Source organism: Actinomadura citrea, assembly GCF_013409045.1.
Taxonomy (GTDB): domain Bacteria; phylum Actinomycetota; class Actinomycetes; order Streptosporangiales; family Streptosporangiaceae; genus Spirillospora; species Spirillospora citrea.
The window spans coordinates 8,542,007-8,558,520 of sequence record NZ_JACCBT010000001.1 but is presented as its reverse complement, the minus strand read 5'-3'; the positions used below and the strand labels follow the sequence as shown (position 1 = coordinate 8,558,520).

17 protein-coding genes and 1 pseudogene are annotated in these 16,514 nt (G+C 70.0%); 10 read left to right on the top strand and 8 right to left on the bottom strand.

Annotated features, from left to right (window positions below):
- Window positions 1–7 precede the first annotated feature (7 nt).
- The 6 genes and pseudogenes from BJ999_RS39210 to BJ999_RS39190 all read left to right on the top strand — a co-directional run bounded on the left by BJ999_RS39210 (window position 8) and on the right by BJ999_RS39190 (window position 4,256).
- Complete coding sequence (locus tag BJ999_RS39210; RefSeq protein WP_179837897.1) at window positions 8–487, top strand: low molecular weight protein-tyrosine-phosphatase; 480 nt, start codon at window positions 8–10, stop codon at window positions 485–487.
- Window positions 477–1,328 carry a fructosamine kinase family protein gene (locus BJ999_RS39205; protein ID WP_179837896.1) on the top strand — a complete coding sequence of 284 codons (852 nt, stop codon included), beginning with the start codon at window positions 477–479 and terminating at the stop codon, window positions 1,326–1,328. Before BJ999_RS39210 ends, BJ999_RS39205 begins: the two co-directional genes overlap by 11 nt.
- A gap of 103 nt (window positions 1,329–1,431) precedes the next feature.
- On the top strand, window positions 1,432–2,415 hold the full coding sequence (locus BJ999_RS39200) for a TolB-like translocation protein (protein WP_179837895.1): 984 nt from the start codon (window positions 1,432–1,434) through the stop codon (window positions 2,413–2,415).
- 49 nt (window positions 2,416–2,464) lie between these two features.
- Window positions 2,465–3,298: a PSP1 domain-containing protein gene (locus BJ999_RS39195; RefSeq protein WP_179839119.1), complete on the top strand. Its 834-nt coding sequence runs from the start codon at window positions 2,465–2,467 to the stop codon at window positions 3,296–3,298.
- Window positions 3,299–3,518: 220 nt separating this feature from the next.
- Window positions 3,519–3,833, top strand: a pseudogene (locus BJ999_RS44145) (LiaF transmembrane domain-containing protein); the annotation flags it as partial.
- Between the two features lie 45 nt (window positions 3,834–3,878).
- On the top strand, window positions 3,879–4,256 hold the full coding sequence (locus tag BJ999_RS39190; protein WP_179837894.1) for a LiaF domain-containing protein: 378 nt from the start codon (window positions 3,879–3,881) through the stop codon (window positions 4,254–4,256).
- Between the two features lie 2 nt (window positions 4,257–4,258).
- Here the strand turns inward: BJ999_RS39190 and BJ999_RS39185 are convergent, their stop codons facing one another.
- From BJ999_RS39185 to BJ999_RS39170, 4 genes are all read right to left on the bottom strand, one after another.
- Complete coding sequence (locus BJ999_RS39185; RefSeq protein ID WP_179837893.1) at window positions 4,259–5,275, bottom strand: hypothetical protein; 1,017 nt, start codon at window positions 5,273–5,275, stop codon at window positions 4,259–4,261.
- 16 nt (window positions 5,276–5,291) lie between these two features.
- Window positions 5,292–5,537 carry a hypothetical protein gene (locus tag BJ999_RS39180; RefSeq protein WP_179837892.1) on the bottom strand — a complete coding sequence of 82 codons (246 nt, stop codon included), beginning with the start codon at window positions 5,535–5,537 and terminating at the stop codon, window positions 5,292–5,294.
- A 273-nt stretch (window positions 5,538–5,810) separates the two neighbouring features.
- Window positions 5,811–6,773 carry a hypothetical protein gene (locus tag BJ999_RS39175; RefSeq protein WP_179837891.1) on the bottom strand — a complete coding sequence of 321 codons (963 nt, stop codon included), beginning with the start codon at window positions 6,771–6,773 and terminating at the stop codon, window positions 5,811–5,813.
- Window positions 6,774–6,990: 217 nt separating this feature from the next.
- Window positions 6,991–8,136 carry a hypothetical protein gene (locus BJ999_RS39170; protein ID WP_179837890.1) on the bottom strand — a complete coding sequence of 382 codons (1,146 nt, stop codon included), beginning with the start codon at window positions 8,134–8,136 and terminating at the stop codon, window positions 6,991–6,993.
- 237 nt (window positions 8,137–8,373) lie between these two features.
- Here BJ999_RS39170 and BJ999_RS39165 point away from each other — a divergent pair, with 237 nt between their 5' ends.
- On the top strand, window positions 8,374–9,051 hold the full coding sequence (locus tag BJ999_RS39165) for a S1 family peptidase (protein ID WP_179837889.1): 678 nt from the start codon (window positions 8,374–8,376) through the stop codon (window positions 9,049–9,051).
- Here BJ999_RS39165 and BJ999_RS39160 read toward each other — a convergent pair.
- Window positions 9,048–10,445, bottom strand: a complete 1,398-nt coding sequence (locus BJ999_RS39160; protein WP_179837888.1) for an MFS transporter — start codon at window positions 10,443–10,445, stop codon at window positions 9,048–9,050. The genes BJ999_RS39165 and BJ999_RS39160 overlap by 4 nt on opposite strands.
- 130 nt (window positions 10,446–10,575) lie before the next feature.
- On the opposite strand from BJ999_RS39160, the gene BJ999_RS39155 reads away from it, so the two are divergent.
- On the top strand, window positions 10,576–11,403 hold the full coding sequence (locus BJ999_RS39155; RefSeq protein ID WP_179837887.1) for a GNAT family N-acetyltransferase: 828 nt from the start codon (window positions 10,576–10,578) through the stop codon (window positions 11,401–11,403).
- A gap of 2 nt (window positions 11,404–11,405) precedes the next feature.
- Here the strand turns inward: BJ999_RS39155 and BJ999_RS39150 are convergent, their stop codons facing one another.
- From BJ999_RS39150 to BJ999_RS39140, 3 genes are all read right to left on the bottom strand, one after another.
- Entirely contained in the window at window positions 11,406–12,488 is a 1,083-nt protein-coding gene (locus BJ999_RS39150) for a fatty acid desaturase family protein (RefSeq protein ID WP_179837886.1), read from the bottom strand.
- Window positions 12,489–12,498: 10 nt separating this feature from the next.
- The gene (locus BJ999_RS39145; protein WP_218935429.1) at window positions 12,499–13,566 is read right to left on the bottom strand and encodes a ferredoxin reductase; all 1,068 of its coding nucleotides are present in this window, start codon (window positions 13,564–13,566) and stop codon (window positions 12,499–12,501) included.
- A 230-nt stretch (window positions 13,567–13,796) separates the two neighbouring features.
- The gene (locus BJ999_RS39140; RefSeq protein ID WP_179837885.1) at window positions 13,797–14,531 is read right to left on the bottom strand and encodes a DUF427 domain-containing protein; all 735 of its coding nucleotides are present in this window, start codon (window positions 14,529–14,531) and stop codon (window positions 13,797–13,799) included.
- 93 nt (window positions 14,532–14,624) lie between these two features.
- Between BJ999_RS39140 and BJ999_RS39135 the strand changes: the two genes are divergently transcribed.
- Entirely contained in the window at window positions 14,625–15,797 is a 1,173-nt protein-coding gene (locus tag BJ999_RS39135) for an efflux RND transporter periplasmic adaptor subunit (RefSeq protein ID WP_179837884.1), read from the top strand.
- Entirely contained in the window at window positions 15,794–16,513 is a 720-nt protein-coding gene (locus BJ999_RS39130) for an ABC transporter ATP-binding protein (RefSeq protein ID WP_179837883.1), read from the top strand. Before BJ999_RS39135 ends, BJ999_RS39130 begins: the two co-directional genes overlap by 4 nt.
- Window position 16,514: the final 1 nt, after the last annotated feature.

The following is a 16,514-nucleotide window of genomic DNA, read 5'->3' as shown; positions in this document are numbered from 1 at the left end:
TGGGTGGATGCCGTACCGAGTCACCTTCGTCTGCACGGGCAACATCTGCCGCTCCCCGATGGCCGAATGGATCCTGCGCCACCACGTCGAGAAGGAGGGCCTGGACGTCGAGGTGGACAGTTCGGGCACCGGCGGCTGGCACGTCGGCGACGGCGCCGACGAGCGGACCGTCGCGGCGCTGGAGCGCGCCGGCTACCGTTCGGCGCACATCGCGCGGCAGTTCGATGCCGGCTGGTTCGACCAGTACGACATGGTCATCGCGCTGGACGAGAGCCACCTGCGGGCGCTGCGCTCGATGGCACCGAACTGGCAGGCGCGCGGGAACATCCGCCTGCTGCGCGAGTTCGACCCGGACGCGGGCGGCCACCTCGACATCCCCGACCCCTACTACGGCGGCCGCGACGACTTCGACCTCGTTCTGTGGCAGGTGGAGGCGGCGATGCCCGGCCTGCTGAAGGAGATCCGCTCGGTGCTCGATGACCGCTGAGCGGGTGCGGCTGGAGAGGCTGCTCGGAAGCGGCGTCGAGAAGGTCCACGACCTCGGTTCCAGTCATTCCTGGACGTTGCACAGGGCTTCCCTGGCCGACGGCCGCGAGGTGTTCGTGAAGGCCGCGCAGGACCAGGCCGGCGTGTTCGCGGCGGAGGCGGCCGGGCTGCGCTGGCTGGGGGAGGCGGGCCCCGGGACGCCCGTCCCCGAGGTGGTCGCGGCGGACGACCACATGCTCGTCCTGCCGTGGCTGCACTCGGCTCCACCGTCCCGCGAGGCGGCCGAACGTCTCGGGCGGGAACTGGCCGCCCTGCACACCGGTAACCGCCCCGACGCCTACGGCGCGCCCTGGGACGGCTTCATCGCCGACCTCCCCTTGGACAACACGCTGGACGACCGCTCCTGGCCCGTCTGGTACGCCGAACGCCGTCTCGAACCGTTCCTCCGCCTCGGGGCCAGGCATCTGTCGTCCGGCGACGTCCGCCTGGTGGAGCGCGTGGCGGCCGACATCGAGACGCTCGCCGGACCGCCGGAGCCGCCGTCCCGCATCCACGGCGACCTGTGGTCGGGGAACGTCGTGTGGACGGGCGAGCGGGCGCTGCTCCTCGACCCGGCCGCGCACGGCGGGCACCGCGAGACCGACCTCGCCATGATGGCGCTGTTCGGGACGCCGCACCTCGACTCCGTGCTCGGCGCCTACGATGAGGCCGCGCCCCTGGCGGACGGATGGCGTTCCCGCGTCCCGTTGCACCAGTTGCACCCGCTGCTCGTCCACGTGGCGCTGTTCGGCGGGTCGTACCGGGCGTCTCTGGTCGAGGCGGCCCGCGCTTCCCTCGGCTGAGGCGGCTCACGACTTGGTAACTCTGCGTTCATGGGTTTTTGTCGCGATCCAGATGCGGTAGAAACGACGGGCGATCCGCAGGAAAGGTTAGGTAGACACCCCCATGGACGACGGCAGGCGCGAGGACCCGGGTACCCGGCTTGGCTCGTGGAAGGGTCTCGTCCCTCTCGGCGTGGCCGCGACCGCCGCGCTTCTCATCGGAGGGGGCGTGGACATGGTGCACCGCCACCAGCGCGCCGCCGACAAGGAGCACGCGGCCAAGCCCGCCGCCAAGGCAGAGAAGACCGAACCGTCGTTCGTCGTCGGCGTCACCGAGAAGGGCGCCTCCCTCCTCGTCCGAAACGTGCGCACCGGGACGAACGTGGGGCTGCCCATCGCCGCCCCGCAGGGCCGCCGCTTCCACCGCGTCGCCGCGCTGAAGGACGGCTCGTACGTCGTCGCCACTGCCGGCGCCCGTGACGTCACCTTCCAGCGCCTCCGCCTGGACGACGGACGCCCCAAGGACCTCAAGCCCCTCCCGAAGGCCACCGTCCCCGGTGCCTCCACCGTATGGTCGGACCTCGCCGCGACCCCGGACGGCGCACAGATCGCCTACGTCACCTACAAGGGCGCGAGCGCCCGCGTGGACGTCGTCACGCCGGAGACCGGTGTCCACAAGGTGTGGGCGACCAAGCTGCGCGCCCGCGTCGGAAGCCTCTCCTGGTCCGGCACCACGCTGTCCTTCGTCTGGAGCCCGGTCGGCTCGGCGAAGCACCAGGTCCGCGCACTCGACACCAACGGCGCCGCGGGCGATCTCAAGACCAGCAAGGCCGTCATGCCCCTGCCCAAGGGCAGCTCCAACGCCGTCATGAGCCGGGACGGCACCTCCCTTATCGCGGCCATAGCGAAGAACTCCGAACTGACCCTCCAGACCTTCACGCTGCAGGGGAGCCCCACCAAGACCCTGTGGACCCAGAAGGTGAAGGGCGCACCCACGGCCCTCGACCTGGCCCACACCGGTCACGGCGTCATCGCGACCGCCGGCGACCTGTACGCGCAGGGCGTTCCGAGCGTCCCGGCAGGGGATCTCGCCGACGCCGCCTGGTGAGACCTAGAGTGGGTCGCACAAATCCGGGCGAACGGAGCGAAACGTGGGCATGATGATGGCCGTCAGCTTCACCCGTTACGGCCGCTTGTTCTACCTCGATCCGGGCCCGCACAGCCCCAGGGTCGGCGACAAGGTCCTCGTCCCCACCGACTCCGGCCCCGAGGTCGCCGAGTGCGTGTGGGCCCCGCAGTGGGTCTCCGAGGACGTCGACGGCCTCCCCGAATGCGCCGGCCCCGCCACCGACGAGCACCTCGCCCGCGACGAGGCCAACCGCCGCCGCCGCGCCGAGGGCCGCCTCATCGCCAAGCGCCTCATCCGCAAGCACGACCTCCCGATGAAGGTCATCGGCGTCGACTACCTTGACGCCGACAACATCTTCAAGATCTACTTCACCGCCCCGCACCGCGTCGACTTCCGCGCCCTCGTCCGCGACCTGGCCCGCGGCATCAAGGCCCGTGTCGAACTGCGCCAGGTCGGCCCCCGCGACGAGGCCCGCCTCCAGGGCGGCATCGGCCCCTGCGGCCGCGACCTGTGCTGCGCCACCTTCCTCAAGGACTTCGAACCCGTCTCCGTCCGCATGGCGAAGGAACAGGACCTCCCGGTCAACCCCCTCCGCATCGCCGGCGCCTGCGGCCGCCTGATGTGCTGCCTCAAGTACGAGCACCCCCTCTACGCGGAGTTCAAGGAGAAGGCGCCGCGCCTGGGGTCCCGGGTCAGCACCCCGGAGGGCGAGGGCCAGGTCATCGGCTACAACGTCCCCGGCGACCGTGTCACGGTGAAGGTGGGCTCCCGCCGCTGCTCGTGCCCCTCCGCCTCGGTCTGCTCCCCCCGCCAACAACACGACGCCCACTACTCCCCCTCGGACAACAGCGAGCCCAGCTAAGAGTCGCGGGGGCTGCCCCTCTTCCAGCGGGAGCGACCGCACGTTCGCAGGGCCGATGAGGCGACTTACTCGGAACTCGTTGTGTCGAGGGCCGAGGGCGAGCGGGTTGATGTTGGCAGCGAACGTCGAACCTGGCGTGATGTGTGGAGTTGGGACTGCAGAGCATCCGGTCTTCCTAAGATCACGGTCCGATGGCTCATTGATCTGACGGGAGCGGCGCGTGACCCGGACGCGTGTTCTGCTGGGCTTGGTCGCTGTGGCGACGGGGGCCGCTCTGGCCGCTGGGGGATCAGATGCGCTCCGGAGAGGGGGCGAAGTATTTGCGCTGACTGCCCCCTTCCTGCTGTTGGCGGCCGGAGCGATAATCCTGCTGAAATCAGTCTTACCGCGAGAACAGACGATGGTGGGACCTGCGTTCTTGTTCGTAGCTGGCCTGACGTGGCTGGCCGTGACCCGGGATTGGTTCGACTCAGTAACGATGCGACCGTTCGCGTCCGCAGTGCTTGTTGCGGGGGGAGTGGCTCTGGCCATGAGTAGTGGGCGGCGTGACCTGGATGTCGATACGGGCGTAAGGCGCTGCATGGCCGTCGTCATGCCACGTGTATCTCGCTTTGCCCAGGCACCACGGAAGCTGGTCGTTCGTGCCTTGGCGGGGGATGTGGTCATCGATCTGAGCGAGGCCCGGTTGCCTCGCCAACAGGAGCTGGAGATCGATCTAGCCTTGCTGTACGGCCACGTTGAGATCCTCATTCCAGATGACTGGGCCGTCGTGCGCGGGAGGCTTGAGACCGCCCGGCGGATCCGGCTGGACGGGACGCTCGATCCGCCCTATGTCTACAGCCCTCCACCGGCTTCCGATGTGGACGGGCCAGGTTGGCATAGCGGGCGCGGCGGCGTGGTGCTGAACATCTCCGGCATCGGCGGATCGGTCGTCCTTCGCCGGACGTCCCGCGAATGATGTCAGCCGGCCGGCGGGTCGCCGGGGTGGACGAAGAACTCCTGTCCCAATCCGGATTCGGCGAGTGACTGACGCTCCTTGAGGAAGGCGGTGAGGCGCTTGTTCAGCTTCAATTCGCCCTCGGGTGTCTCGGGAAGCGCCAAGTGCAGGGCCTTTGGAATGTCGAAGCGATGGAGGTCGAACGCGGTGGCCAGCAGGACAGCGTGCTCGGCCGACGCGCGGACGGCTCCGCGGTAGGAGACGACTGCGAACATCAAGGTCGCCAAGGGTACGAGCCGCCATAGGTCAGGCCGCAGTACCAGCGGTAGGGAGACTGCTGTGGCTGAGGCAAAAGCCACGCAGAGTGTCGCGGTGGCAGCGATCAGATCGAGTTGGCGACTGATGTCCGCGCGTAAGAGCGCGGAGACTGACGGGTACATCCTCGGATAGACGGCCATGGCGTCGAGACCGTAGGGCCGCCCGGCGGCCTCCTCCCCCTGGCGGAGCACGTTACCCAGGAGGGTCGGCATCAGAAGGTCATCAGCTTCGGGATACCGGTCGAGAACCCTGTCGGCGCGAGCGCCGAGCCGTCGCCTCCGCTGCTCCCGCTGTGCGCCCACAGCGGCGGCTCGCAAGGTCCGCGGTGCCTCCGCCTCCTCTTCGTCTAGGTGGTCCTGCTGGATTGAGGCCGTGTGCCTGGCCCGTCGATGCCGCTCGACTGCAAGCGCGTACAGATACTGCAGGGGCCGCGGGTTCACGTAGCCCTCCAGCATCTGTACCAGCGCAACCTGAAATGGACGCAGAAGGATGCCGAGCAGGAACAGCGCGAAGACGAAGACGATGGTCACCGCAGCGGTGTCGTTCTTACTGGGAAGGACGTCGTGAAGGTCGATTTTCTTATCGAAGTCGAAGGCGTGTGAGCGATACAGCACGGCCACGAAGCTTGCGAGTAGCGTCCCTGGCAGAATGTTGACGAGGGTGAATCGCGCGCCTCCCAGCGCGTCGGCCCCGGATTTGGCGATATCAGTCAGAGCGGCCACGAGTTCGTCTCCCCGGTCACGAGTCGTCGTCCTCCCGCTTCATCTTGCTGTTGCACTCCTTGCACCGCGGCCCACCCGGCATTCTCGGCTTGGACTTGAACCGCCGCCGCTCGCCACAGCCGGGGCTCCGGCAGATGTACACGTACGAGCTCGGAGTCGGATCGCCGTAGGACCCTCGATGGTCGGACGGTCGCGTGGCGACCGTGACCACGAGCACGATGAAGATCCCGATCGCCGGGCCGCGGTGGCGACGAGCATCCATGGGGCCTCCAAGGGAGGTCCCAAAATTATCCCCTCGGCGCCAACGGCTCGTCAGCCGCCGCAGGGCAGCCGATTGTGGCCAGCAGGTCACGGCGGAAGGGGCTTAAAGGCGGCGATGACCTCGGTGATGGGCGGCCCATCGATGACCTGCGGTGCGAGCACCCTGCCTGACCGGCCGCTTTCAAACGGACGGCCCGCACAAGGAGGTGGCCCTCCCGAAACGCGGAAGGGCCACCCGTGCTTGAGGGACACCGTTCGTGCGGCGTCCCCGGATTCAGATCACTTCGACTTCCACGTGGCTTGCCAGGAAACGCGGCCTGGCACCCGGACGTGTCCGCGAGATGCCTTCCAGCCCCCCGATCACCGAGTTCCAGTTGACGCGGAACACGGTGCCAGGGGCCGTGTGAGGGCGCCGCTGACGCGTCAGGTGAACCGCGTTGCGCTCCACCTGCCGCATGCTGTTCCCCGTGATGTCGTTGAGCGTGAGTCGTACCGGCGTGCCGGTTCGCTCGCCGACCCGCGGGGACGTGGGCACGATCGCCAGGACGTACACGGACTCCGCCCAGAAGCGGTCCGTGGTGCCCAGGCGTTCGGGCGGGTTGTTCTCCAGGCCCCTGGTGGCCCACCCCCAGGGGTGGTCGAAACCGACCTGGAACACGGCGTCGGGGCCGAAGCACTGACGCGCGAGGTGAAGCGCGCTGCGCTCCACCTGCCGCATGCTGTTCCCCGTGAGGTCCTTGAGCGTGAGGCGTACCGGCGTGCCCGTTCGCGCCTTGACCTGCGCGGACGTGGGCAGGATCGCCCGGACGGACACGGATGTCGTCCAGTAGCGGTCCGTGGTGCCCAGGTGCTCGGGCGGGTCGCTCTCCAGACCATTCGTGAAAATGATCTGGAACGCGGTGTCAGGCCCGAAGCACTGACGTGCCAGGTGCGCCGCCTTGCGCTCCAACTGCCGCATGCTGTTCCCCGTGAGGTCGTTGAGCGTGAGCTCGACCGGCGTGCCGGTTCGCTCGTCGACGTGCGGGGACATGGGAAAGGTCGCTCGGACGTACACCGTCTCCGTGCCGCCCAGGGTTTCGGACCAGTTGTTGCCCGCGACCAGGAGCTCGGCGTCGGGGCCGAAGAACTGACGTGCCAGGTGAAGCGCCTTGCGCTCCACCTCCTCTTCGCCGATGCCCTTGACGTCCTTGAGCCTGAGCCATTCGGCGACAGTGCCGGGGTGCAGGATGGTGGTCATGGATCTCTCCTGACAATTCATGACGACCCGGGGCCGTCGATCTGCTTTGTGGAGGTACTGCCGATGACCGTCCAGCAGATCCACGAACACGCACGAGAGTCGACGACTCGCCCGTTTGCCGTTCCATCTGATGGATGAACGGTCGCGGCCGGTATCCGTCTCAGACGGACACCGGCCGCGGTATGGGCTGGCTCGGGTTCCCGGGTCTCGGTGCGCCTCAGGGGGTGGAGAGGATGGCGCCCTTCTCGTCGTTCATTCCTGCGACGAGGATGCGTGTGTCGCCTGGCAGGCGGGTGATGGCGCGGGCCTCGAAGGAGCCGAAGCCGGATGCCCGGATTCTGGTTCTGGTCCAGGTGCCGGTGGCGGTTCGGTGGGCGAGGGCCGACTCGTTGGCGTTGACGTCGGTGGAGCCGATGAGCCAGATCTCGCCGCCCGCGTCGATGATCGGGGCGCCGATCGGGCTGAGCCGTCCCGTCTTCTCCATGAGGCTTTCGGAGGTCCAGCGGCGTCCCCCGGCGTCGCCGTGCAGGAGCAGGGACGACAGGCGAAGGTCGTCCGGGCCCAGCGGTTCGGTGCGGGTGCCGTCCATCTTGCCGGACGGGATGCCGCCGGCGCTCTCGGCCGTGATCCAGACGCCGGCGTCCGTGGCGGTGATCGTGCCGAGCCGGTACGTCGTGTCCTCGAATCCGCTTCTCTTCTCGGCCGGCAGGACGTCGTCCAGCGGGACGGGCCTCCAACCGCTGCCGTCCTGGTGGTACAGCCTGTTGTCGAAGGTGAGCGCCCAGACGTCCAGGGCGGAGCGGGCACTGGTGCGCGCGATCCGGAACGGCAGGCCGGCCTCCGACCATCCGTTCGCCGAACGGGTCCAGGTCGCTCCGGCGGCGCGCGGCCCGGTGCCGTAGACCCGGACGTCCCGCGGGGAGAACACCTCCATCGCCGTCACCATGAAACTCGGAAGGCGGCGGTCGATCGTCCAGCGCTCGCCGTTCCAGTGGAGGACGGTCGAGTTCCGCCCGCCGAGGGTCACCGCCCAGACGTCGGACGCCGAGGACGCGCCCGCCGCCTTGACCGCGCCGATCCGTCCGCCCGGAAGGCCGACCTTGTTCCAGGCGTGGCCGTTCCAGTGCCTGGCCGTCGGCCGCCACGCCGTGTGCTCCGAGCCGCGCCCGCCGAACGCCCACACGTTGTTCGGGCCCAACGCGACGATCTGGGGATCGACCCGCAGCGACGCGTCCGCGACCTCAACCCGCCACCGGGCGCCCCCGGCCTCCGTCCTCCGGGGCGTCGACTCTGCGGCCTGGACCCCGCACCCCGCGAGGGCGAGCAGGGCCACGGCGCTGGTTTTCGGCAAACGAATTCTCATGCGCCCTCCATTCCGAAACGGTCGCCCCATCCTGGGCGATGGAAGAACGCGGGGGATGAGCACCCGTACCTAGATGGCGCGACCTTCCGTACTCATCGCCGACCAGCGCCTTCGCGGGGCTTCGTCGTGATGTTGCTATACGGTCGCGGGCAACCTTGGCACCTTCCTCCCCTTGCCGACGCCCCCGGGTTTTCGCACCATTCCGGCAAGCCGCCATTTCCCCGCAGGAGGTATTCCGTGAGACTGCGCGTCGCGACCTTGCTCGCGGGCATCGTCGCCGTCCTGGCCGCCGTCAGCCCCGGCGCGTCCGCTTCACCGAGCGACGTCCGTCCCGTCGCGGCGCCGGGCGCGGAAGGGGGCCAGGCGATCTACGGGGCCGGGGGCGTTCGCTGCACCCTCGGGTTCAACGTGCGGCAGAACGGCACGTACTTCTTCCTCACCGCGGGCGGGTGCGCTCAGGTCGGCATGGCGCTGTACGCCGACCCGGGGCTGACCGTCCGGCTCGGGACGGTCGTCTCGGTCACGAACCTCGCCGTGGCGCTCGTCCGGTACGTGGAGCCTTCCGTGGAGCGGCCCGGCAGCGTCCACCTCTACCCCGGGTCCCAGGACATCACGACGGCGGGACGGCCGGTCGTCGGCCAGCGCGTCTGCCGCAGCGGGCCCACCACGGGCGTGCGCTGCGGCAGCGTGACGGCCATCAACGTGACCGTGAACTTCCCTGAGGGGACGATCACCGGGCTCGCCAGGACGACCGTGTGCACGGAGCCCGGGGACAGTCCCGGGGCTCCGTACTTCTCGGGCGGCACCGCGGTCGGGCTGGGGATCGGCGGAGTCGGGGACTGCGCCAGCGGCGGGTCGTCCTTCTTCCAGCCGATCTCTCCGGTGCTCAGCGTCTTCGGCGTCAGCGTGTACTAGCGCCTGGGGAGGAACTGGGCGAGTGCCGCGGTGACGCCGCAGAAGGCCATGACCGGGAACAGCGACACCCGGAAGGCGTCGGCGACCTCGCCCTGCGCGCCGTAGAAGACGATCCCGACGAGCGCGACGCCGAGGGCGTTGCCGACCTGCTGGGCGGTGGACAGGACGCCGGCGGCCGAGGCGGCGTGCCGGTCGGTCACGCCGGACAGGACGAGCGCCGACAGCGGCGCCAGGACGAGCCCCATGCCCGCCCCGACGAGGACCAGACCCGGGATGAGCCATCCGATGGCGTGCCCGATCGCGTCGAGCAGGAGGAGGCAGCCGGCCGCCTGCACCGCGGCGCCCAGGGCGAGGATCTGCCGTCCCAGGCGGGCGGCGACGGCCGTGGCGCGGGTGGACGCGGCGAAGTAGCCGGCGCCCAGGGCGACGAAGAGCAGGCCCGACTCCAGGGCGCTGAGACCGCGTCCCTGCTGGAGGTACAGGGCGAGGTACAGGAAGAAGGACGCCATCGCCAGGGTGTAGACGAGCGCCAGGCCGCTGCCGACGCGGAACGCGGGCTCGCGGAAGAGAGCGGGTGCGACGAGCGGGGCGCTGCCGCGGCGCTGGGAGAGGGCGAACCCGGCGAGCAGGACGGCCGACGCGGCGAGCGACGCCCACGTCCAGGCGGGCCAGCCCAGGCGGCGCCCCTCGATCAGGGGCAGGACGAGCGCGATGAGGCCGAGGGTGACCAGGACGGTTCCCGTGACGTCCAGGCGGGTTCCGGTGGTGCGCGGCTGGGACGGGACCGTCCGGCGGACCAGCGCCAGCGTGACGATCCCGACCGGGACGTTGATCAGGAAGATGCTGCGCCAGCCGGTGCCGAACAGATCCGCCTGGATCAGGGCACCCCCTATGAGCTGCCCGAACACGCCGCCCAAACCGAGTGCGAGGCCGTAGGCGGTGAACGCCTTGGCGCGCGCCTCCCCGGTGAACACGCCGTTGATGATCCCGAGAACCTGCGGCATCAGGAGCGCGGCCGCGATCCCCTGCACCACTCTGGCGCCGATCAGCGTGCCGGGGGACGGGGCGAGCCCGCACGCGAGGGAGGCGGCGGTGAACACGGCGAGACCGAGCGCGTACATCCGGCGGCGTCCGGCCAGGTCGCCGAGGCGGCCGCCGGTGATCAACCCGCTGCCGAGCGCCAGCCCGAACCCGGCGACGACCCACTGGATCGCGGTCGCGCCGGCGCGCAGATCGGACTGGATGTCGGGGATCGCCACGTTCACGATGAAGAAGTCGAGCGTGGTGATGAAGACGCCGGTGAGCAGGACGAGCAGGGCGCCGACGGACGCGGTGGGCGAGGGCGCGGCCTCGCGCGGGGGCCGTCCCGCCACTGGGGTCGCCGTGTGCGACATGGTTCTCCTCAAGTCGTCGTTAACCGCACCCAGACGATCTCGCTGTGGAGGTCGTGAAGGCGATGACCTGTGGGGTAATGCCGCGTAATTGGGTTGTGCGGCACGCGGGGCCGATCTAGCGTCCGGTCTCATGGATGGGGACAGGCCCGCACGGCGGCTCGGGATCGACGACCTCGCCGCCTGCCAGCGGCTCGCGGAGGACCGCGACTGGGGGCGTGAAGACCGTAAGTGGCGGTTCCTGTTCTCGGTCGGCGACGTCTACGGCATCGACGACGGGGAGGGCGAACTCGCCGCGGCGACGGTGTCGACCCCATACGGCGGGGACGTCGCGGCCATCAGTATGGTGCTGGTGGCGAAACGCTACGAACGGCGTGGTCTGGGCGGCCGCATCATGCGGCACGTGATGGACAACACCGAAACGAAGAGCTTCTGCCTGACGGCCACCGAATATGGGCGCCCGCTGTACGAGCGTCTGGGATATCGCTCCGTCGGGCTCTGCACGACGTATACGGGCATGGGGAAGGGGCCTTCCAGGCGAGGCGTGTCCGTCCCCGTGGAGGCGGCGGACATGCCTGCCGTCCATGCACTCGACACCGAGGTCTTCGGCGCGGACCGTTCACGGCTGGTCGACGGACTGCCGTCGTTCTGCGAGACGTTCCATGTCGTCCGGGACGAGTCCGGCCTCAGGGGCTTCGGGGGCGTGTGGTGGAACGACTCCAGGGCCGTCGTGGGCCCCGTCACCGCGGAGGACGGCGAGACCGCGCTCGCGCTCGTCGAAGAGATCGTTCCGGCGGGGCCGATCCGCCTGGACATCGACCACCGGCATCCGGAACTGGTCGACTGGGCGCGGCGGCACGGCCTGGAGCCCGCGTTCACCACCACGGTCATGGAGTACGGCGCGCCCATCGCGAACGACCCCTCCCGCCTCCACCTCCCCGTGGCGCAGGCCCTCGGCTGACCTCAGACCGCCTCGGGCTCCGCCGCGGACGGCCTCCCGCCGGGCAGCGCATAGCGGACGATCTTCTTCCAGGTGCCCGTGACCTGCTTCGACAGTGTGCCGGTGTGGTACGGGACGTCGTACTTGTCGCACAGCGCGCGGACGCGCGGGGCGATCTCGCCGTACCGGTTGCTCGGCATGTCCGGAAACAGGTGGTGCTCGATCTGGTGGCTGAGGTTGCCGGTCATCAGGTGGAACAGCCGGCCGCCGGTGATGTTGGCCGAGCCGCACATCTGCCGGACGTACCACTCGCCCTTCGTCTCGCCGTCCAGCCGCTCCTCCTCGAACACCTCCACGTCGCCGGGGAAGTGCCCGCAGAAGATGATCATGTGTGCCCACACGTTGCGGACCACGTTCGCGGTGGCGTTCGCGGTCAGCGTGGACAGGAACTGCGGACCGCTGAGCAGCGGGAACGCCAGGTAGTCCTTGCCCCACTGGCGGCGGATCTTGCGACCGATGGCGCGCAGCTTCTCCTTCGTCACCGCCTCGTCGGCCGTCCCCGCCCGGATCTTGTCGATCTCCAGGTCGTGCAGCGCCACCCCGTACTCGAAGAACATCGCCAGCAGCAGGTTGTAGAGCGGTTGGGCGAGGTGCGCCGGGGACCACTCCTGCTCGGGGGCGACGCGCAGGATGCCGTAGCCGACGTCGTTGTCCCTGCCGAGCACGTTCGTGAACGTGTGGTGGACGAAGTTGTGCGAGTGTTTCCACTGCTCGGCCGGCGAGACGTTGTCCCACTCCCAGGTCGTGGAATGGATCTTCGGGTCGCGCATCCAGTCCCACTGGCCGTGCATGACGTTGTGCCCGATCTCCATGTTCTCCAGGATCTTCGCGACGGCCAGCGTCGCGGTCCCGGCGATCCAGGCGGGCGGCAGCGCGGAGGCGAGCAGCAGCGCCCGGCCGCCGATCTCCAGCCCGCGCTGCCGGCGGATCACCCGCCGGATGTAGGACGCGTCGCGCTCGCCGAGACCGGACATGATCTCCTCGCGCAGCGCGTCCAGTTCGGTGGCGATCGTCTCGTAGTCCTCGGCCGTCAGATGGTCGGTCATGCCGCTCCTCTCACAGTTCGATCTCCACGGGCCCGGCGGCCGCCGAGACGCAGGTCTGGACGATCTCGCCCTCGTCGCCGTGCACCTCGCCGGTGCGCAGGTCGCGGACCTTGCCGGACGCCAGCCGCCCGACGCAGCCGCGGCAGATGCCCATCCGGCATCCGCTCGGCAGCAGCGCGCCGGCGTCCTCGCCCGCCACCAGGAGGGGCGTGCCGCCGTCCGCGTCGGCCGTGACGCCGCTCCTGGTGAACGTGACGCGCCCGCCCTCGCCCCCGCCGCCGGAAAGGACGGTGCGAAAGCGCTCGACGCGCAGCCTTTCCCCGATGCCGGCGGCCCGCCAGTGCGCGGCGAGGTCGTCGAGCATGTCGCCCGGCCCGCACGCCCACGCCTCGCGGTCCGCCCAGTCGGGGCAGAAGTCGGGTAGCTCGGACGGCTTCAGGCGGCCGTCGGGGGCCGTGTGCCGCTCGTGCAGCCGCACCCCCGGCATCCGGCGCAGTTCCTCGCCGAAGATGACGTCCCCCGCCGTCCGGTCCGAGTGGACGAGCACGGCGTCGGACGCGCCGCCGAGATGCCGCAGCATCGCCATGACCGGCGTGATCCCGCTGCCGGCCGTCACGAACAGCAGCTTGCGGGGGACGGGTGAGGGGAGCGTGAAGTCGCCCCCGGGCGGCGACAGGCGGACGACCGTCCCGGGCCGGATCTCGTCGACCAGGTGCGCCGAGACGAACCCGTCGCGCGCGGCCTTGACGGTGACGGTGATGCGGCCGTCCGGGCGCGGCGGCGACGACAGCGAGAACGTCCGCCAGTGCCGGACGCCGCCGACGTCCACGCCGATCTTGACCCACTGGCCGGGCCGGTGGCCGTTCCACGCCTGCCCCGGCCTGATCACCAGGGTCGCGGTGGACGGGGCCTCGTGCCGGACGGCCTCGATCCGTCCGCGCGGCTCGGCCGTGGACCACAGCGGGTTGACCAGGCCGAGGTAGTCCTCCGGCAGGAGCGGGGTCGTGAGAAGCCGGGCGGCCGCCGCGATCCGGCGTCCCGCGGTGGGGCGGCGTGGGCGGCGCGTTGCGATGGTCAAGGTTCCTCCCCGAGGCGCGCTAACTTACGCTCGCGTAACCTACGGTCGCGTAGGAATCGCGGAGGATTCAAGGCCTCGGCCGCCAAAGCGACAGGCATCACACCATCGCATGATGTTCCATCCGGTGATGTGATGCCTGCTGATAAAAGGCGGTGTGGAAGTTGTCGGCCGGGCACGATTCCTCGTGCCCGGCCGATGAGCGGCCGTCCTCGGCCGATGAGGGGTCGTGCTCAGAACTTGGTCTTCGGCCGCTCCTGCAGAACCCCGTCCACGAAGATGTCGAGCTTCTCGTTGTAGAAGCAGACCAGGCCGGCGACCTTGCGGCTCTCGTCCAGGGGCGTCCGGTACGACCAGGCCAGATCCTCGTGCAGCGTGCCGTTCACCCGTATCGACCAGTATTCCGCGGTGCCCTTGTACGGGCAGTGCGTGGTGGTGTCGGTGTGTTCGAGCAGGTCCATGCGGACATGCGGCTTGGGCAGGTAGTAGCGCACCGGCAGGCCCGTCTCGAAGAGCAGCCGCGGGCCGGACGACTCCGCGACCGTCACCCCGTCCACCTCGACCCGGACGTGCCGAGACGCCGCCAGCACGTCCACGCGGGTGTACGGGTCGCGGGGGTGGACGAAGACCTCCTCGTCCTCCTCGAACCAGGCGTCCATCGCATCCCAGTCGAGCCGGACGAGGCCGGGCAGCTCGGTATAGCGGAACGCGGCGCCCGGAGCCTGCGCGCCGTCCACCTTCACCGTGTGGGCGGTCGCGTCGCCCCTGCTCGGCGAACGTGTGCCCGGCCCGTCCTCGACGAGCTCGGCCCGCACGTCCGCCTCGGGGAAGTAGTAGGTCGGGTAGTAGGGGATCTCCCAGACGAGAGACGGATGTGTCGAGTCGGCCACCAGATGGCCGCCGAGGTAAGCCCTGACGCGCTTGCCGCTCTCCTCGATCCGGAGGCTGGTCTTCCGCGATGTGCCCATGCCCTGGGCAACCGCACCGGTTCGGACCCTATTTCATCTAATTCTCACCCTTGACTCACGAACGCCACATGAGTGCTCACGAGCCTCATCTGCATGAATCGGACACTCCTGGTCAACGGCGCGCTGGGCGTGCTGCTCGTCGCCGGGGCCGGAACCGCGTACCTCGCCCTCGGCGACGGAGGCGACGGCGCCGCCGCGTCCACCCGCCTCTCCCGTGTCACGCGCGGAACGGTGGTCTCGTCGGTGTCGGCGTCCGGCTCGGTGGAGAGCGCCCGGAGCCGTTCGCTGTCCTTCAGCGCCTCGGGGACGGTCGCGAAGATCTACGTCAAGGCGGGGCAGAAGGTGAGGCCGGGTGACGTCCTGGCCCGCCTCGACCAGACCGAGGCGATCGAGAACGTCGACGCCGCCAAGGCGAACCTGGCCGTCGCCGCCGACGGGGACACCTCGTCCGAGAAGGGGTACGCCAGTTACATCCAGGCCAAGAACTCCTACAACTCCGCTCTGCGCGCGTACCAGGGGACCGTCCTGAAGGCCCCGTTCGCCGGGACGGTGACCGCCGTCAACGGGACGGTGGGCGGCGGTTCGAGTGGATCCTCCTCGTCCTCCTCGGGCTCGGGGTCGGGTTCGGGCTCCGGTTCGGGCTCCGGGTCCTCGTCGCCGACCTCGTCCTCCACCTCGTCGGCGTCGTCGGGCTCGGGCTTCGTCGAGCTCGCCGACACCGCGCACCTCCAGATCGAGGGCGAGTTCACCGAGGCCGACACCACCAAGCTGAAGACGGGCCAGGCCGCCGCGGTCACGTTCGACGCGCTCACCGGCAAGACCGCCACCGGCAAGATCACCGCGATCGGAGCGGCGCCGACGACCACCGACAACGTCGTGAAGTTCCCGGTCACGATCGCGCTGGGAGACGTCCCGTCCGGGGTCCGGCTCGGCCAGACCGCCACGGTGGAGATCACCGTCGCGCGGGCGGAGAACGTCCTCTACGTGCCGAGCGCGGCGGTCCGGACGGCCGGCGGGCAGAGCACGGTCACCGTCGTGCGCAACGGCAGGCAGGTCCCCACCACGGTCGGGACCGGCGTGAAGGGAGACCAGGGCACCGAGATCAGCTCGGGCCTGAACGAGGGCGACCAGGTCGCCGTGACCTCGACGTCCGGCAGCGGCAACACCGACCAGCGCGGCTTCCCGGGCGGCGGCGGACCGGGCCTCGGCGGCTCGGGCGGCGGCGCTCCAGGCGGCGGAGCGCCGGGCGGCGGAGGCCGTCGATGACCGCGCCGGAATCCTTCCGCATCCCGCCCGTGCTCGACCTGCGCGGCGTGACCAAGGTGTACGGGACGGGCGACACGGCCGTCCACGCCCTGCGGGGCGTCTCGCTGACCGTGGAACGCGGTGACCATGTGGCGATCATGGGCGCGTCGGGCTCGGGCAAGTCGACGCTGATGAACATCATCGGCTGCCTGGACGTGCCGAGCGCCGGCCGCTGCCTCCTCGACGGCATCGACGTCGTCGGCCTCGGCGAGCGCGACCTCGCGATCCTGCGCAACCGCCGCATCGGGTTCGTCTTCCAGTCGTTCAACCTGATCCCGCGGATGACCGCGCAGGCCAACGTCGAACTGCCCCTCGCCTACGGCGGCCTCAAGGGCGCCGACCGGCGGCGCCGCGCCCTCGCCGCCCTGCGCGAGGTGGGGCTCGCCGACCGCACCCGGCACGAGCCGAACGAGCTGTCGGGCGGCCAGCAGCAGCGCGTCGCCGTCGCCCGCGCCCTGGTCACCGCGCCGACGCTGCTCCTCGCGGACGAGCCGACCGGCGCGCTCGACAGCGCCTCCACCGCCGACATCCTCGGCGTCTTCGACCGGCTCAGCCGCACCGGCCGCACCATCGTCGTGATCACCCACGAGGACGACGTCGCCGCGCACGCCAAGCGGATCGTCCGCCTCGTGGACGGCCGCATCGTCGAGGACGTCCGCCGGGAGGCCGCACGGTGAG

What these genes read in the sequence shown, in the direction of transcription:
- BJ999_RS39210 (WP_179837897.1), top strand. Translation starts at nt 8, where the DNA reads ATGCCGTACCGAGTCACCTTCGTCTGCACGGGCAACATCTGCCGCTCC.
- BJ999_RS39205 (WP_179837896.1), top strand. Translation starts at nt 477, where the DNA reads ATGACCGCTGAGCGGGTGCGGCTGGAGAGGCTGCTCGGAAGCGGCGTC.
- BJ999_RS39200 (WP_179837895.1), top strand. Translation starts at nt 1,432, where the DNA reads ATGGACGACGGCAGGCGCGAGGACCCGGGTACCCGGCTTGGCTCGTGG.
- BJ999_RS39195 (WP_179839119.1), top strand. Translation starts at nt 2,465, where the DNA reads ATGATGATGGCCGTCAGCTTCACCCGTTACGGCCGCTTGTTCTACCTC.
- BJ999_RS39190 (WP_179837894.1), top strand. Translation starts at nt 3,879, where the DNA reads ATGGCCGTCGTCATGCCACGTGTATCTCGCTTTGCCCAGGCACCACGG.
- BJ999_RS39180 (WP_179837892.1), bottom strand. Translation starts at nt 5,537, where the DNA reads ATGGATGCTCGTCGCCACCGCGGCCCGGCGATCGGGATCTTCATCGTG.
- BJ999_RS39175 (WP_179837891.1), bottom strand. Translation starts at nt 6,773, where the DNA reads ATGACCACCATCCTGCACCCCGGCACTGTCGCCGAATGGCTCAGGCTC.
- BJ999_RS39170 (WP_179837890.1), bottom strand. Translation starts at nt 8,136, where the DNA reads ATGAGAATTCGTTTGCCGAAAACCAGCGCCGTGGCCCTGCTCGCCCTC.
- BJ999_RS39160 (WP_179837888.1), bottom strand. Translation starts at nt 10,445, where the DNA reads ATGTCGCACACGGCGACCCCAGTGGCGGGACGGCCCCCGCGCGAGGCC.
- BJ999_RS39155 (WP_179837887.1), top strand. Translation starts at nt 10,576, where the DNA reads ATGGATGGGGACAGGCCCGCACGGCGGCTCGGGATCGACGACCTCGCC.
- BJ999_RS39150 (WP_179837886.1), bottom strand. Translation starts at nt 12,488, where the DNA reads ATGACCGACCATCTGACGGCCGAGGACTACGAGACGATCGCCACCGAA.
- BJ999_RS39140 (WP_179837885.1), bottom strand. Translation starts at nt 14,531, where the DNA reads ATGGGCACATCGCGGAAGACCAGCCTCCGGATCGAGGAGAGCGGCAAG.
- BJ999_RS39135 (WP_179837884.1), top strand. Translation starts at nt 14,625, where the DNA reads ATGAATCGGACACTCCTGGTCAACGGCGCGCTGGGCGTGCTGCTCGTC.
- BJ999_RS39130 (WP_179837883.1), top strand. Translation starts at nt 15,794, where the DNA reads ATGACCGCGCCGGAATCCTTCCGCATCCCGCCCGTGCTCGACCTGCGC.